The organism is Profundibacter sp. (assembly GCF_965277155.1).
Lineage (GTDB): Bacteria > Pseudomonadota > Alphaproteobacteria > Rhodobacterales > Rhodobacteraceae > Profundibacter.
The window spans coordinates 389,602-405,680 of the sequence record NZ_CBDIBV010000010.1; the positions used below are offsets into that span (position 1 = coordinate 389,602).

The window sequence follows — 16,079 nt, forward strand, 5'->3', positions numbered from 1 at the left end:
CAACCACCCGCATCCCCCCTATAAGAACGCCAAACCGACTCCCCTGTTATATGGATGCAATACATGATCAAAATCTTCGGCCACACCGCCCCCGACACCGACGCCACCTGTTCTGCCCTGATCTGGGCCTGGTATCTGAACGATATCGCCAAGAAACCCGCCAAGGCCTGTGTGCTGGGCGAACCCAATACCGAAGCGGCCTTTGTGCTGAAACGCTGGGGCTTTGAAACGCCTGAAATCCTGACCGATCTGGCCGATGGCGAAAAGGTGGTGATCGTTGACACCAACAACCCCGCCGAACTGCCGGCCAACATCGGCAATGCCGATATCCGCCAGATCATCGACCACCACCTGCTGTGTGGCGGGCTGACCACCAAGGGGCCGATCAACGTTACAATCCGCCCCGTCGCGACCACCGCCACCGTGATGTATGGCATCATGCGCGAACCGGCGCTGGACCAGATGCCCGACAATATCAAGGGGCTGGTGCTGTCCTGCATCCTGTCCGACACGCTGGAATTCCGCTCGCCCACCACCACCCCGCGCGATGTGTCACTGGCGCATCGTCTGGCCAAGGATCTGGATCTGGACACCAAAGAATACGCTGCCGAAATGTTCGCCGCCAAATCCGACATCTCGCATTTCTCGGATGCCGAACTGTTGCGGCTGGACTCCAAGGTGTTCGAAGTGGACAACACCAAATTCCGCGTATCTGTGCTGGAAACCACATCGCCCGAAACCGTGATGTCGCGCAAGGCCAGCCTGATGGACAGCATGGCCGGTGTTGCCAAGGAAGATGGCGTCGATCAGGTGCTGCTGTTTATCGTCGATATCCTGAACGAAGCCTCGACCCTGTTGATCCCCAATGACGCTGTGAAATCGGTTGCCGAAAAATCATTCGGTGTGACGGTTGACAGCGACACCGTTCTGCTGCCCGGCGTTGTCAGCCGCAAAATGCAGATCATCCCGAACCTCAAGGCCTAAGACCAGGAACAAAGCAAAGGGCGCGACCAGCGCCCTTTTCCGTTTACCTATAAGGACGCCACATGACCCGGATCATCACAGCACTTGGCGAAATATCCAGCCAGTATGACGCTCTGTTTGTTGACCTTTGGGGGTGCTTGCATGATGGCGTGCACGCCTTCCCCGATGCCGTCGCCGCCCTTCAGTCCTACCGCAAAACCGGCGGCAAGGTAGTGCTGCTGACCAACGCGCCGCGTTCACGCACCTCGGTGCAACAACAGATCGAGGGCATGGGCGTGCCGGACGATTGCTGGGATACCATCGCCAGTTCCGGCGACAGCGCCCGCGCGGCGATGTTTCGTGGCGTGGTGGGGGAAAAGGTCTGGTATATTGGCCCCGAGTCCGACCTGTCATTTTTCGAGCCGATCCACATCGTCGAAAACCCCGTCAACATCCAGCGCGTGCCGCTGGAACAGGCCGAAGGCATCGTCTGTGTTGGCCCGTTTGATCCGCATGCCGAGCCCGAAGTAATGCGCCCCGAATTCCTGCTGGCCAAACAAAAGGGGCTGAAACTGCTTTGCGCCAACCCCGATATCGTGGTTGACCGTGGCGGCGTGCGCGAATATTGCGCCGGTGCTTTAGCCGCGCTTTACACCGAAATGGGCGGGCAAAGCATTTACACCGGCAAACCGCATCCGCCGATATTCGATCTGGCCCGCAACCGTCTGAATGAATTGGGAAGTGCCATCCCGGACAGTAAAATCCTGTGCATCGGCGACGGTATCGGCACCGACATAAAGGGTGCGATGGGCGAAGACCTTGATGCGCTGTTCATCACCGGCGGGCTGGCGGCCAGCGAAACCAAAACCGGCCCCGCGCCCGATGGTCAACCCGACCCCGACGCCCTGACCGCGTTTCTGGACAAGGCGATGACAACCACCCGCTATGCAATGGGCTATTTGCGTTAGGACCACACCATGACCAGCAGTGAAATCGGCACCATCTATCTGGAAGACCTTGAAACGGGGATGTCCCGTTCAATCACCAAGGTGATTGACGAACACGCCATCAACCTGTTTGCCGAGGTCAGCGAAGACCGCAACCCGCTGCATCTGGACGAGGAGGCAGGTGCTAACTCGATCTTCAAAACCCGCATCGCCCACGGGATGCTGTCGGCGGGCCTGTTTTCCGCCCTGATTGGCGAACGCCTGCCCGGCCACGGGTCAATCTATATGTCGCAAAACCTGCGTTTTACCGCCCCCGTGCGCATTGGTGAAACCGTCACGGCCACCGTCACAGTCACAAATATCATCCCCGAAAAACGCCGCGTCGCGCTGGATTGTGTGGCCAAAGTGGGCGATACCGTGGTGATCACCGGCGATGCGCTTGTGCTTGCCCCCAGCCGTGCCAAAGGTTAGCCGACCCATGCAAATCATCCGCGATTACCAGTTTGTCGATCCGCACGACCGAGGCGCCAGCGCCGCGATCGGCAATTTTGACGGGGTTCATCTGGGCCATCAGGCCGTGATCAACATCGCCCGCAAAAAGGCCGTGGAACTGGACGCGCCACTGGGTGTGCTGACGTTCGAGCCACACCCGCGCCAGTATTTCGCCCCCGACGCCCCCGCCTTTCGCCTTATGAGCGCTGAAACCCGCGCCAACCGGCTGCAAAAACTGGGGGTTGAAAAACTGTATGAGCTCAGCTTCAACGACACCCTGTCGCAACTGACCGCCGAAGAATTCGCCCGGGATGTGATCAAGGACGGGCTTGGCCTGAAACACGTTGTAATCGGGGCCGATTTTCACTTTGGCAAAGGGCGCAGCGGCAATGCCGAAATTCTGGCAGAGTTCGGCAAGGAAATGGGATTTGGCGTGACCATCGCCAATCTGGTCAAGGTGGCCGACGGGCAGGAAATATCCTCGACCGCGATCCGCAACGCCCTATCCGAAGGCCGCCCCGCCGATGCCGCCAAAATGCTGGGTCACTGGCACCGGATTGACGGCGAGGTGATCCGCGGCGACCAGCGCGGTCGCCTGCTGGGTTTTCCCACCGCCAACATGTCGATCACCGGCCTGCACCCGCCAAAATTCGGCGTTTATGTTGTGAAAATTGACGTTCTGACAGGCCCCTTTGCCGGCAGCTATAATGGCGCCGCCAGCATGGGAACCCGCCCGATGTTTGGCGAAAACCTGCCCAATCTGGAAACCTATATCTTTGATTTCAAAGGGGATATTTACGGCGCCCATGTTTCGGTTGCCCTGATCGAATATCTGCGCCCCGAGGCAAAATTCGACTCTGTCGATGCGCTGATCACCCAGATGAACGCTGATTGTGATCAGGCACGCGAAATCCTTGCCAATGTCTGACGATCCAATCAAACGCGATGGCTTGCGCGACCTTTTCTGGGAAAAAGTGCCGCTGAAAAACCTTGCGCCCAAGGAATGGGAAGCGCTGTGCGACGGCTGCGGCAAGTGCTGTCTGAACAAACTGGAAGACCCGGACACTGGCGAGGTCGCCTTTACCCGCGTGGCCTGCCGTCTGCTAGATAATGAAACCTGCCGCTGCGGCCAATACGACATCCGGCTGCAATTTTTGCCCGAATGTGTGCATCTAAACCCGCAGAATATCAGCAAGGTGGCCTACTGGATGCCCTCCACCTGCGCCTACCGGCTGGTTTACGAGGGCAAACCGCTTTACGACTGGCACCCGCTGATATCGGGCACCGCAGAAACGGTGCATGACGCCGGCCAATCCGTGCGTGGCTGGACCGTTCCGGAATTCGAAGTGCCCGAAGAAGAATGGGAAGACCATATAATCGAGGATCTGTAAGATGTTTTTTGCTTCTGACAACACCGGCCCCGTCCACCCTGCAATCATGGACGCGCTGACCCTTGCCAACGCGGGCTATGCCATGCCTTACGGCGCGGATGCGATGATGGACAAGGTGCGAGAACAGATCCGCGAAGTGTTCGAAGCCCCCGAGGCCGCCGTCTATCTGGTTTCCACCGGCACCGCTGCCAATTCGCTGATCCTTGCAACGCTGGCTCAGCCTTGGGAAACCATTTTTTGCTCGCCCGTGGCCCATATACACGAGGATGAATGCAACGCGCCCGAGTTTTTCACCGGCGGGGCAAAACTGACGCTGGTCAATTCCCCCAACGCCAAAATCAACCCCGACAAATTACGCCGTAAAATCGAGGCCGAGGAAACCCGCGGCGTCCACGGCCCGCAACGCGGGCCCCTGTCGATCACACAGGTGACCGAACGCGGCACGGTTTACACGGTGGATGAAATCACCACCCTGTGCGAGATCGCCAAATCCTACGGTATGCCGACCCATCTGGATGGCGCCCGCTTTGCCAATGCGCTGGTGACACTGGGCTGCACCCCGGCGGAAATGACGTGGAAAGCGGGCATTGACGCGGTCAGCTTTGGCGGCACCAAAAATGGCTGCATGGGGGTCGAGGCGGTGATCTTCTTTGATCCCAAACACGCATGGGAGTTTGAACTGCGCCGCAAGCGGGGCGCGCATCTGCCCTCGAAAAACCGCTATCTGGCGGCACAGATGTCGGCCTATCTGACAAGCAACCTCTGGCTGGAAACCGCCCGCGCCGCCAATGCCGCTACCGCGCGACTGACCGAAGGGGTGAAGCAAACCGAGGGTGCCGCGTTCCTGTATGAGCCCGAAGCCAACATCATCTTTGCCGGATGGCCCCGCGCCGCGCACCAGCGTTTGCACGATGCAGGTGCACAATATCACATCATGGAAGGGCAGTTGGAGGGGGACAACCCTGACGAAATCTTGACCGCCCGTCTGGTCTGTGACTGGTCGGCCAGTGATGAAAATATTGACCAGTTTCTGGCGCTGCTTAAAGGCTAAGAAACCCGCCAATCGCTTGCGCCACCTCTTTGGCATGGGTGATCGGCACCATATGCGCAGCAGCTTTGATGCTGAACTGCGTTACATCCGGCAACCGTTCGGCCAATGCTCCGTTGATCGCTGCAATGATCGCTGGCGACTGATCCCCTTCGATCAACAGCACCGGACAGGTGATCCCTTCGATCTTACTTTGCGCAACCACATCCGCATTGTCGTGATACAAGGCCCCTTCGGTCGCCGGTATCAACCCGATACGGTCCACAAAGGACTGCCGCAAGGCAGCAGGCAAATCCTGCCACGCCGCCCCCGTGCCCCACAGGTCGGTGAACATCCTTGCCGCATCCTCGTTTTGCCCCGCGCCTATCGCCTCGGCAAAGGGTGCAACCTCCTCCTCGAATACCGCATAGGCATCCAACCCCTTGGCCGCCGCAAAGAATACCGGTTCGATCAGCACCAGCGAGCGCACCATATCCGGTCGTTCAACAGCAAGCCGCAGCGCGCCCGCCGCCGCAGCCGTGCAAACCGCGTGGTAATCCCCCTGCCCGTCCCAATCAGAACTGCGCCCGTGCCCCGGAAAATCAATCCCCGTCATCGACAAAGTATCAGCCAGATGCCCCGCCAATCCGCGCCATGCGTCCGAAATGGCAAGCGAGCAGTGCAGCATCAGCGCCCGCTGATCCCCCTTGCCCCAATGCTGTGTGTAATGCTGTGTGTAAATCATGCGTTACCCTGCCAGATACCGGTCCAGATCCTCCAGCCTGTCCTGCCCCCAGAACCGCTGATCCGTATCGGTGATGTAAAACGGCGCGCCAAAGGCTCCAGCCGAAACTGCATCTTCCAGATTGCGGGCATAGGTTTCGGCCCCTTCCAGCATGCCGGAATTCACCAGCTCGGGGTCGAACCCTGCTGCCGACAGGCACCCGCGGATCACGTCATCGTCCGCGATGTTCTTTTCCTCGGCCCAACAGGCCGCCGTGATGCTATGCACCAATTTTCCCAAATCACCGCCGCCCGCATTCTGTGCAGCGATAATGGCATAGGAACTGGGCGCGGTGTTGGCCGGCCAAAACGCGGGCTTCAGGTTCAACGGCAATCCGGCCTTGGCGGCGCGCCGCTGTAAATCCTGCAACCTGTATTCCTGCCGCGAAACATGCCGGTCCTTGGGGTGGATCCCGCCGGTTCGAGCAAACAGCGCAACAATATCCAGCGGCTTATATTTGATTGTTGCCCCGTGTCTGGCGGCAATTTCTTCCAGCTCTGTGCCCGCCAGATATGTGTAAGGCGACACACTCGCAAAATAATAGTCGATATTGGCCATTTCCGGCATCCTTCCTTCGCGTTTTCCTTCCCCGAATCCTAGTCAGGTGTTAAGCGGTGTCAACGATACGATTCTGTTACATACCGCTGCATACGGGAGGCCCACTGTTATGCCGATCACATCCAAACCCATGCTGATTTCCGGCAATGCCAACAGGCCCCTCGCAGAAGAGATCGCCAGATACGCCGCGATGAACAGCGGAATGGATATCGGACTGCTGGATGCGCGGGTCGAAAAATTCAACGACAAGGAAATATTCGTCGAGGTATACGAAAATGTGCGCGGCGAGGATATGTTCATCATCCAGCCCACATCGAACCCCGCCAACGACAACCTGATGGAACTGCTGATCATCGCCGACGCCCTGCGCCGTTCATCCGCCGCTCGGATCACCGCCGTGATGCCCTACTTTGGCTATGCACGTCAGGACCGCCGCACCAAGGCCCGCACACCGATTTCCGCCAAACTGGTAGCCAACCTGATTGTCGAGGCCGGGATTCACCGCGTTTTGACGATGGATCTGCACGCCACCCAGATTCAGGGCTTTTTCGATATTCCCGTGGATAACCTTTATGCTTCGCCGGTGTTTGCGTTGGATATCATGCACCACTTTGGCGACCGGATGGACAAGGTGACGATCATTTCACCTGACGTTGGCGGCGTGGCCCGTGCGCGTGATCTGGCACAGCGGATCGGCAGCGGCTTGTCAATTGTTGACAAACGCCGCTCAAAACCCGGCGAAATTGCCGAAATGAAAGTGATCGGTGATGTCGAGGGTAAGATCTGTATCATCGTTGATGACATATGCGACACGGCCGGCACCCTGTGCAAAGCCGCAGAGGTACTGATTGAACATGGTGCCGCCGAAGTGCATTCCTATATTACCCACGGCGTGCTGTCCGGCCCAGCGGTCGAGCGGATTGAAAATTCTGTCATGAAGCACCTTGTGGTTACCGATTCAATCGAAGCCACCCAGCCTGTCAAAGACGCCAAGAAAATCCGCATTGTGCCCTCGGCTCCGCTGTTTTCGCAGGCCATCCTGAACACATGGAAAGGAACTTCGGTGTCCTCGCTGTTCGATGTGAATACGCTAAAGCCGCTGTATAAAGGCAGCAAATGGGGTCAGAAAACCTAACGGTTATTCCAGCACCCAGTCATCGTCATCCTTGACCTCGCCAAAGGCAATCCAGTCCGCCCGCGCCCGCGCGATCCGTGTGTCGCCCCATGTGCGAAAAACCAGCGCAAAGCCTTCGGGGTTGACCATCTCGGCAAAAATATCTGCGCGCTGGTTGGTGCCTTTGTCAAAATCCCACAAGGATAGACCAACCTGCACCATCGGAATGCTGGAAAACGGCTCGTCAAACTCGATCACTTTGCGAAATTCACGCGGACCTTCCCCCGTCCACATCACGCCGTCATGCTGATAATCCGAAAACAGCATAACCGAACCATTCTCGACCCCCAGCAACCGGCTGCGCAATTTTCTCATCAGACCCTCATAAAATGTATTTCAGCAAGAATACTTAAAAACAAATTAGACTTAACATTTTATTAACCAAAAGAAAAAGGCCTTGAAAAACCAAGGCCTTTTGTCCGTTACTTTATACAGCAAGAACAGATATTTACTCCATATCCTCAAGCAGTTGTGCAAAATCGGCAACCAGTTTCTCGGCAGCGCTTTTGTCCTCGTCACTGGCTTTTTCGGCCTGCTCGCGGGCAAATGTGTATGCGCTTTCCAGATCGGCCTTTTTGACCTCGTTACCGGCATGCGCCTGTTCGGCCAAAACCGATACACCCTCGGATGTGATTTCAACAAAACCGCCGGTTACGACGAAATCCGCTTCACCTTCGGGGCCGTTCACCTTGACCACGCCAAGGCGCAGGGTGGTGATGACGGGGGCGTGGTCGGGCAACACTGTCATGTCACCTTCGGCCGCCGGAAGCATAACCTCGGCCGCCTGAAGCGACGCAAGACTGCGTTCAGGCGAAACCAGATCGAATTGCATAGTGTCAGCCATTGGCCAAACTCCTTAAGCTGCGTCCGCCGCCATTTTCTCGGCTTTGGCAACCACATCCTCGATGCCGCCAACCATATAGAAGGCGCCTTCGGGCAGGTGGTCATATTCGCCAGCCACAACAGCCTTGAACGAAGCAATCGTATCTTCCAGCGGAACCTGAATACCGTCAGAACCGGTGAATACTTTGGCAACGTCGAACGGTTGGCTTAGGAAGCGCTGGATTTTACGCGCACGGGCCACGGCCAGTTTGTCTTCTTCCGACAATTCGTCCATGCCCAGAATGGCGATGATATCCTGTAGCGATTTATAGCGTTGCAGAACCTGCTGAACGTCTGTGGCCACTTTGTAGTGCTCTTCACCAACCAGAGCCGGATCAAGCAAACGCGAAGTAGAGCCCAACGGATCCACAGCAGGGTAGATGCCCAGCTCGGAAATCGCACGGTCCAGAACAGTTGTCGCGTCAAGGTGGGCGAACGATGTGGCCGGTGCAGGATCGGTAAGGTCATCCGCAGGCACATAGATCGCCTGAACAGATGTGATTGAGCCGGATTTGGTCGATGTAATCCGTTCCTGCAACGCACCCATGTCGGTGGCCAGTGTCGGCTGATAACCCACAGCGGACGGGATACGACCCAGCAGCGCCGAAACCTCGGACCCGGCTTGGGTAAAGCGGAAGATGTTATCAACGAAGAACAGCACGTCGGCGCCGGTTTCATCGCGGAACTGCTCGGCCAGTGTCAGACCGGACAGGGCAACCCGCATACGCGCACCGGGAGGCTCGTTCATCTGGCCGTAAACCAGCGCAATTTTGCTTTCTTCCAGATTGTCGGGAACGATAACGCCCGATTCAATCATCTCGTGGTAAAGGTCGTTACCTTCGCGGGTCCGTTCGCCAACACCGGCAAACACGGACACACCGGAATGCACCTTGGCGATGTTGTTGATCAGTTCCATGATCAAAACTGTCTTACCCACGCCGGCCCCGCCGAATAGACCAATTTTACCACCCTTGGTGTAGGGGGCCAGCAGATCGATCACTTTGATGCCCGTCACCAGAATTTCGGCCTCAGTGGACTGATCCGCAAAATCCGGGGCTTCCTGATGGATTGCACGGGTCGTTTTGGTTTTGACCGGCCCTTTTTCGTCAACCGGCTCACCGATTACATTCAGGATACGGCCAAGGGTTGCATTTCCAACCGGCATGGAAATCGGGGCGCCAGTATCCGTTACCGGCTCGCCACGAACCAGACCTTCGGTCCCTTCCATCGCAATACAGCGGACTGTGTTTTCACCCAGATGCTGTGCGACTTCGAGAACTAGTTTTTTCCCGTTGTTTGTAGTCAGGATAGCGTTCAGAATTTTGGGTAGATCACCCGTAAAATGAACGTCGACGACGGCGCCAATCACCTGCGTGACCTTACCTGTTGCTTTCGCTTTTGCCATAATCAATTCTCCGCGTTTCTAGAGTGCTTCGGCACCCGAAATAATTTCAATCAGCTCGTTGGTGATTTTTGCCTGCCGCGAGCGGTTGTATTTGATGGTCAGCTTGTCAATCATATCGCCTGCATTGCGTGTTGCGTTATCCATTGCCGACATCCGGGCCCCTTGCTCGGACGCACCATTTTCCAGCAGGGCAGAAAAAATCTGTGTCGCCACACCACGCGGCAGCAAATCCTTCAGGATTTCATCCTCGCCGGGCTCGTAATCATAAACCGTACCGGCTTCGTCTGATACTTCGAACTTGGCCGGGATGATTTGCTGTTCGGTAGGATCCTGAACAGCGACATTTACGAATGTGTTGTAGAAAATTGTTGCTACATCAAATTCGCCATCACTGAACCGGCCCAAAACATCGCGAGCGATTTCATGCGCATTGGCATATCCAACCCGTTTGACCCCCGACAGATCAACGTGATTAACCATCACGTCACCGTATTCACGTTTCAACTGGTCACGGCCTTTTTTGCCAACCGTGATCATTTTCACTGTTTTGCCTGAAACCATCAGCTCTTGAGCCTTGGCGCGGGCCATCCGGACGATGGACGAGTTGAACCCGCCACAAAGCCCGCGTTCACCGGTCATCACGATCAATAGATGCACCTGATCCGACCCGCTGCCAGCTAGCAGTTTGGGGGCAGAGTCAGAACCACCAACAGAGGCCGCCAAACCACCCAGAACAGCATTCATGCGTGCTGTATAGGGGCGGCCCTCTTCGGCAGCTTCCTGCGCGCGGCGAAGTTTCGCCGCGGCAACCATTTGCATGGCTTTGGTGATCTTGCGCGTGTTCTTGACGCTGTCGATCCGGTTTTTTAGGTCCTTAAGATTTGGCATGTACCAATTCCTATCCCTTAAGCCACTAGGTTATGCGAAATCCGCTGCGAAGGCATCAAGTGCCGCTTTGATCTTGTCTTCGATCTCACCTTTGATCTTGGGATCTTTATCGGTGATTTCAGCCAGCAGATCGGCGTTTTTCTGACGCAGGTGGGCCAGCAGACCTTCTTCAAAGCGACCGACCTGTTTCACATCGATGCCATCCAGATAGCCTTTGGTGCCTGCATAGATGACGCAAACGATTTCGGCGTTGGTCAGCGGCGAATACTGCGGCTGTTTCATCAGCTCGGTCAGACGCGCACCACGGTTAAGCATGGCTTGCGTAGCCGCATCCAGATCGGAACCGAACTGGGCAAAGGCCGCCATTTCGCGATACTGGGCCAATTCCAGTTTCACCGGACCGGCGACAGATTTCATCGCGTTTGTTTGTGCGGATGATCCCACACGCGAAACCGACAGACCTGTGTTCACAGCAGGGCGAATGCCTTGGTAAAACAGTTCGGTTTCAAGGAAGATCTGGCCATCGGTGATCGAGATCACGTTGGTCGGAATAAACGCCGAAACGTCACCGCCCTGTGTTTCGATGATCGGCAGTGCTGTCAGCGAACCCGAACCGTAATCTTCGTTCAGCTTCGAGGAGCGTTCCAGCAGGCGAGAGTGCAGATAGAAAACGTCACCGGGATAGGCTTCACGTCCAGGCGGACGACGCAGCAACAGCGACATCTGACGATAGGACACGGCCTGTTTGGACAAATCATCATAGATGATCAGTGCGTGCCGGCCGTTATCACGGAAATGCTCGGCCATCGCGGTGGCGGCATAAGGCGCAAGGAACTGTAACGGTGCGGGATCGGACGCGGTTGCAGCAACCACAGTGGTATAGTCAATCGCGCCGGATTCTTCCAGCTTCTTTACCAACTGTGCAACGGTCGAACGTTTCTGGCCGATCGCAACATAGATACAATACAGTTTGTCGTATTCGTTTTCAGCAGCATCGTTATACGATTTCTGGTTCAGGATCGTATCCAGTGCCACAGCCGTTTTACCTGTCTGGCGGTCACCAATGATCAGCTCGCGCTGGCCACGGCCAATCGGGATCATCGCATCCACAGACTTCAGGCCGGTTGCCATTGGCTCATGAACCGATTTCCGCGGGATAATACCGGGTGCTTTCGCATCCGCAATCGCGCGTTTCTTGGTTTTGACGGGGCCCTTGCCATCAATCGGATTGCCCAGACCATCTACAACGCGGCCCAGCAGTTCGTCCCCGACAGGAACGTCCACAATCGCCTTGGTCCGTTTGACGGTGTCACCTTCGACGATGTCACGGTCCGACCCGAAGATAACAACACCCACGTTGTCGGCTTCAAGGTTCAGCGCCATCCCGCGGATACCACCAGGGAATTCAACCATTTCACCCGCCTGGATGTTGTCCAGACCGTAAACCCGCGCAATACCGTCACCGACGGACAGCACACGGCCGACTTCGGCCACATCGGCCTCTTTCCCAAAGTTTTTGATCTGGTCCTTTAGGATCGCAGAAATTTCGGCTGCTTGGATGCCCATTATCCGACCTCTTTCATTGCATTCTGGAGGTTACCGAGCTTGGATTTGATCGACGTGTCGATCATCTTCGAGCCCACTTTAACGATTAAACCGCCGATGAGTGTTTCATCGACGGAAGGATTGATAATAACGTCCTTGCCCACGCTGGCTTTCAGCGTTTTGGCAAGCTTGTCACTCTGTGCTTTGGTCAGTTTCTTGGCCGAAACGACCTCGGCTGTAATTTCGCCCTTTTCGTCGGCAATCAGCTTGCGCAAACTTTCCACCAGTTGTGGCAGAACGAAAAGGCGGCGATTGCCGGCCATCAGGCCCAGTGTGTTCTTCACAATGGGCGAGAGTTTCATTTTGGTTGCGATTGCCATGATGGCATTACCCTGTTCTTCACGGGTATAGATCGGGGAATTGATCAACGCCTTCAGGTCGTCGCTTTCGGCAAGGGCGGCATCAAGGGAATTCACATCCCCTTCAATCGCTTTCAGTTTCTTGCCGTCTTTGGCCAGATCAAAAAGTGCCGTCGCATAACGCGCGGCAATGCCGGATGAGATAGAAGCTGGTTCAGACACGTCCGCCCTTCCACTGTCAAACGTCCCGTTATTATTTTGTGATGATTCTTCACAAGGGACAACCAAGGCACATACGAATGCATGCACCGAATTTCGTGCAGGGTGTAGCAGAGGAGTTTTGTTGTCGCAACAGGCGATGCGCGTAAAAGGCAAACTCAATCCCCAGTAAAATTAGGGATTTAGCCGGTATGCGTCACATTGTGGCGAAAAAATATGTTTGAAATGTTCGGATTCAAGGGGGCAGAGGGCGAATCTGCTTTGATTTCGCTTGCGGGAAGCAGTCAAAACCTATGCGATTGCGCGCAACCCATTTTTTAATAATGTCAGTGCCCGACCTAGGTGGGCGCAAAGTGCTGTGATCGCAACTTGCTACTTGGTATTAGTTTCCTCAAACCCCACCAATAAACACCACGTTGCAATAGCGCCCTCCGTGGGGAGTGAAGAAGGACCGTGGCCCCATGTATGGATGGCCCCTGCTGGGCAAGTACAAAATTGGTACTGCAACTGGCGTTTCGCGGCCATGTATTCGGCGTCTGTTTGCAGATGTATTTCTGCGCGCCTTGATGAAGTCCGCATGTATCAGGTCCAATCAGTGGAACGCGATCGTATCGCTTGGGGCCACACGGGGTGTCCTGATACGTTTATTGCCTTTTGCCATCACCTCACTTTGCGCCTTGCCGTCTCGGAAGCCGGGCGGGCCCGGCTATTGTGTTTTGGTCAATTTATGCGGGCCGGTAGCTTTGGCCGGATTTCAACAACGCCCAGATCGTTCGGGCCATTTTGTTCGCAATGGCAATCGCCACCACCTTCACCGGCTTTCTCTTCAGCAATTGCCAGATCCAATCATCGCCTTCCCCACGCCGGCGTCGTGTGCGGATACGCGCCAGAGCGCCAAGATAAAGTAACCGTCGAATATACCGGTCACCCATTTTCGATATGCCACCCATCCGTTCCCGACCGCCGCTTGAATTCTGTTTGGGGGTAAGGCCGATCCATGCCGCATAGTCGCGTGCTGAGCGGAACTGCGACACATCCGGCGTTGTCGCGGTAATCGCGCTGGAAGTCAGCACCCCGACACCGGGGATCGTGGTCAGGCGACGTGCAGTTGGGTCTTGCCGTTGGGAAATCTCAATTTGGCGGGTGATTTCGGCAACCCGATCACGGGTCTCATGGAACTGCCGGGAAAGGAGATCGAATGCAACGCCAGCTTGTTCTGGAAGCTCTGCGGCTGCCTCAAGCAGACGGTCGACATTTTGTACGCCAACAGGCGCAACAATTCCGAATTCAGCCAGATGCGAGCGGATGGCATTGACGATCTGCGTGACCTGCCGGACCAGAATATCGCGGGTGCGGTGTTGCATCAAGATGGCTTGGTGTTCTTCGGTCTTGGCTGGCACAAAGCGCATGGTCGGCCGGGTTACAGCCTCGCATATTGCTTCCGCATCTGCGGCATCCGTCTTTTGACGCTTGATGTAGGGCTTGACATAAGAAGGTGGCATCAGACGCACATTATGGCCCAGACGTGTCAGCTCACGCGCCCAGAAGTGGGCTCCGGCGCAGGCCTCAATGCCAATCAGACAGGAATTCAGCAGCCTAAAGAATGAAAGAACCTGGCTGCGGCGCAACTGGCGTCGGACAATCACTTGCCCTTGTATATCAATGCCGTGCACCTGAAAAACATTCTTGGCAATGTCGAGGCCGACGGTGACGATAGCCTCTGCTTGTAGTTTCTTGTTCATGATCCTCTCCTTGTGAAGCACTTCTACGGCCCTCACTTTGCCATAGTGAGTTGACGGAAGCAGGGGCCATCCACGCCATCAGTGGGGCCGCGAAAGCCTGATGAAGGCGCTGTCATTTTTACAAAATGACGGGTGCAGGGAGTAATGCCCGAAAGTTGGTGATGGGGTGATTGGGTGGCATATCATGGCGGTGTTGACGCGCCGCGATTCTCAGAGAGAAAAGGATATGCCACATGGAAGACGATACTATTTTGGAGTTTACCGATCCAGCCGGAATTTCACCTGATCCGCTGACGGATATCTTGCGCAAAGGCGCGCGGGATCTGTTGGCACAGGCGGTCGAGGCCGAGGTTTGTGATCTGATGGCGCAACACGCGCATTTGAGGGATTCGGCCGGTCGCCAGCGCCTTGTTCGCCACGGATACCTGCCGGAGCGCGAGGTGATGACGGGGATCGGCCCTGTCCCGGTGAATGTGCCTCGGGTGCGTGATCGTGGCACGGGGGCGGAGAAGATCAGGTTCACCTCGACGCTTCTGCCGCCGTATCTGCGCCGGGCAAAGTCGGTCGAGGAGTTGTTGCCCTGGCTCTATCTCAAAGGTATTTCCACGGGTGATTTCGGCGAAGCACTGGCGGCCCTTCTGGGGCCTGATGCGGGTGGTTTGACATCGAGCACGATTTCGCGCCTGAAGGCGGAGTGGTGGGCAGAATACGAGCGTTGGAACCGGCGTGACCTGTCGGCCAAACGCTATGTGTATTTCTGGGCCGACGGGGTTTATTTCAAGCCGCGCACGGATGCTGACAAGCAATGCATGCTGGTGATCATCGGCGCGGACGAGTGGGGTAACAAGGATGTTCTGGGCCTCGTGGACGGGTATCGAGAAAGCAGCCAGAGCTGGCGTGAACTGCTGCTGGACTTGCAACGTCGTGGCCTCAGAAAAGCCCCTGATCTGGCCGTTGGTGATGGCGCGCTCGGCTTCTGGAACGCCTTGCGGGAGGTGTTCGGTGAGACCCGGGAGCAGCGCTGCTGGGTGCATAAAACCGGCAACGTCCTGAATGCCATGCCGAAGTCGCTGCAAGCCAAAGCCAAGGGCCATCTACAGGACATCTGGATGGCCGAGAACAAACGGGACGCCGAGGCCGCGTTCAATTTCTTCATCGAAGCCTATGGCGTGAAATACGAGCGTGCCGTGGGGAAGCTGACCAAGGACCGGGACGTGCTGCTGACCTTCTACGACTTCCCTGCCGAGCACTGGAAACACATCCGCACATCCAACCCCATCGAAAGCATATTTGCCACCGTGCGGCACCGAACGAAGAAGACCAAAGGCTGCCTCGGGCGCAAGACCGCCTTGGCAATGACCTTCCGCCTGATGATGTCGGCAAAGAAGAAATGGCGTAAACTCGACGGCGCATTCCGATTGCCGGAAATCATCGAAGGGGTTGAATTTAAGGACGGGATCAAGCAGGAAAAACATGCCGCCTGATTACTGCGTCACCAACTTTTGGGCATAGCTCCAGTAATCAGACCTTATGACCTAACCAAAACGAAAGAAAAGTCCCCAATCGGAACGGGTCGAAGGGAAATTTGGGGCGTTCACATGGGTGAACTGGACACACGCTCTTTCTTATTGTGTTTTCACAGAATTACATCCCTTTTCCCAATGGCCGGTTGTCGCAAGTTTTTCCTTGCCCTAGGATACCCG

At 56.1% G+C, this 16,079-nt stretch carries 17 protein-coding genes; 8 read left to right on the forward strand and 9 right to left on the reverse strand.

Features of this window, described 5'->3' with window-relative positions; all coding sequences use genetic code 11:
• Nucleotides 1–63: 63 nt before the first annotated feature.
• From ACQY4M_RS09810 to ACQY4M_RS09835, 6 genes are all read left to right on the forward strand, one after another.
• Nucleotides 64–984 carry a manganese-dependent inorganic pyrophosphatase gene (locus ACQY4M_RS09810; protein ID WP_428543536.1) on the forward strand — a complete coding sequence of 307 codons (921 nt, stop codon included), beginning with the start codon at nucleotides 64–66 and terminating at the stop codon, nucleotides 982–984.
• 62 nt (nucleotides 985–1,046) lie between these two features.
• Nucleotides 1,047–1,931, forward strand: coding sequence for a TIGR01459 family HAD-type hydrolase (locus tag ACQY4M_RS09815; protein WP_428543538.1), 885 nt, complete (start codon nucleotides 1,047–1,049; stop codon nucleotides 1,929–1,931).
• A 9-nt stretch (nucleotides 1,932–1,940) separates the two neighbouring features.
• Nucleotides 1,941–2,381, forward strand: coding sequence for a MaoC family dehydratase (locus ACQY4M_RS09820; protein ID WP_428543540.1), 441 nt, complete (start codon nucleotides 1,941–1,943; stop codon nucleotides 2,379–2,381).
• A 7-nt stretch (nucleotides 2,382–2,388) separates the two neighbouring features.
• A complete protein-coding gene (locus ACQY4M_RS09825) occupies nucleotides 2,389–3,330 on the forward strand; it encodes a bifunctional riboflavin kinase/FAD synthetase (protein WP_428543542.1) in 942 nt (313 codons plus the stop codon).
• The gene (locus ACQY4M_RS09830; RefSeq protein WP_428543544.1) at nucleotides 3,323–3,793 is read left to right on the forward strand and encodes a YcgN family cysteine cluster protein; all 471 of its coding nucleotides are present in this window, start codon (nucleotides 3,323–3,325) and stop codon (nucleotides 3,791–3,793) included. The genes ACQY4M_RS09825 and ACQY4M_RS09830 overlap by 8 nt, the downstream gene beginning before the upstream one ends.
• A 1-nt stretch (nucleotide 3,794) precedes the next feature.
• The gene (locus ACQY4M_RS09835; RefSeq protein WP_428543546.1) at nucleotides 3,795–4,844 is read left to right on the forward strand and encodes a threonine aldolase family protein; all 1,050 of its coding nucleotides are present in this window, start codon (nucleotides 3,795–3,797) and stop codon (nucleotides 4,842–4,844) included.
• Here ACQY4M_RS09835 and ACQY4M_RS09840 read toward each other — a convergent pair.
• Together ACQY4M_RS09840 and ACQY4M_RS09845 are read right to left on the reverse strand one after the other, a co-directional pair.
• Nucleotides 4,834–5,565 (reverse strand): alpha/beta fold hydrolase, encoded by a 732-nt coding sequence (locus ACQY4M_RS09840; protein ID WP_428543548.1) that lies wholly within the window; start codon nucleotides 5,563–5,565, stop codon nucleotides 4,834–4,836. The genes ACQY4M_RS09835 and ACQY4M_RS09840 overlap by 11 nt on opposite strands.
• Nucleotides 5,566–5,568: 3 nt before the next feature.
• Nucleotides 5,569–6,162: a 2-hydroxychromene-2-carboxylate isomerase gene (locus tag ACQY4M_RS09845; protein ID WP_428543550.1), complete on the reverse strand. Its 594-nt coding sequence runs from the start codon at nucleotides 6,160–6,162 to the stop codon at nucleotides 5,569–5,571.
• 109 nt (nucleotides 6,163–6,271) lie between these two features.
• Between ACQY4M_RS09845 and ACQY4M_RS09850 the strand changes: the two genes are divergently transcribed.
• On the forward strand, nucleotides 6,272–7,297 hold the full coding sequence (locus ACQY4M_RS09850) for a ribose-phosphate pyrophosphokinase (protein ID WP_428543552.1): 1,026 nt from the start codon (nucleotides 6,272–6,274) through the stop codon (nucleotides 7,295–7,297).
• Between the two features lie 3 nt (nucleotides 7,298–7,300).
• Here ACQY4M_RS09850 and ACQY4M_RS09855 read toward each other — a convergent pair whose 3' ends face one another.
• The 7 genes from ACQY4M_RS09855 to ACQY4M_RS09885 form a co-directional block, all read right to left on the reverse strand.
• On the reverse strand, nucleotides 7,301–7,651 hold the full coding sequence (locus ACQY4M_RS09855) for an H-type lectin domain-containing protein (RefSeq protein WP_428543554.1): 351 nt from the start codon (nucleotides 7,649–7,651) through the stop codon (nucleotides 7,301–7,303).
• Nucleotides 7,652–7,784: 133 nt separating this feature from the next.
• Complete coding sequence (locus ACQY4M_RS09860) at nucleotides 7,785–8,180, reverse strand: F0F1 ATP synthase subunit epsilon (RefSeq protein WP_428543556.1); 396 nt, start codon at nucleotides 8,178–8,180, stop codon at nucleotides 7,785–7,787.
• Nucleotides 8,181–8,192: 12 nt separating this feature from the next.
• Nucleotides 8,193–9,623 (reverse strand): F0F1 ATP synthase subunit beta, encoded by a 1,431-nt coding sequence (atpD, locus tag ACQY4M_RS09865; protein WP_428543558.1) that lies wholly within the window; start codon nucleotides 9,621–9,623, stop codon nucleotides 8,193–8,195.
• 18 nt (nucleotides 9,624–9,641) lie between these two features.
• Nucleotides 9,642–10,511, reverse strand: coding sequence for a F0F1 ATP synthase subunit gamma (locus ACQY4M_RS09870; RefSeq protein WP_428543560.1), 870 nt, complete (start codon nucleotides 10,509–10,511; stop codon nucleotides 9,642–9,644).
• Nucleotides 10,512–10,541: 30 nt separating this feature from the next.
• On the reverse strand, nucleotides 10,542–12,077 hold the full coding sequence (atpA, locus tag ACQY4M_RS09875; protein ID WP_428543562.1) for a F0F1 ATP synthase subunit alpha: 1,536 nt from the start codon (nucleotides 12,075–12,077) through the stop codon (nucleotides 10,542–10,544).
• Nucleotides 12,077–12,637 (reverse strand): F0F1 ATP synthase subunit delta, encoded by a 561-nt coding sequence (locus tag ACQY4M_RS09880; RefSeq protein WP_428543564.1) that lies wholly within the window; start codon nucleotides 12,635–12,637, stop codon nucleotides 12,077–12,079. Before ACQY4M_RS09880 ends, atpA begins: the two co-directional genes overlap by 1 nt.
• Nucleotides 12,638–13,359: 722 nt before the next feature.
• Nucleotides 13,360–14,376: an IS110 family transposase gene (locus tag ACQY4M_RS09885; RefSeq protein WP_428542502.1), complete on the reverse strand. Its 1,017-nt coding sequence runs from the start codon at nucleotides 14,374–14,376 to the stop codon at nucleotides 13,360–13,362.
• A 233-nt stretch (nucleotides 14,377–14,609) separates the two neighbouring features.
• Here ACQY4M_RS09885 and ACQY4M_RS09890 point away from each other — a divergent pair, with 233 nt between their 5' ends.
• Nucleotides 14,610–15,860: an IS256 family transposase gene (locus ACQY4M_RS09890; RefSeq protein WP_428539230.1), complete on the forward strand. Its 1,251-nt coding sequence runs from the start codon at nucleotides 14,610–14,612 to the stop codon at nucleotides 15,858–15,860.
• Nucleotides 15,861–16,079 lie beyond the last annotated feature (219 nt).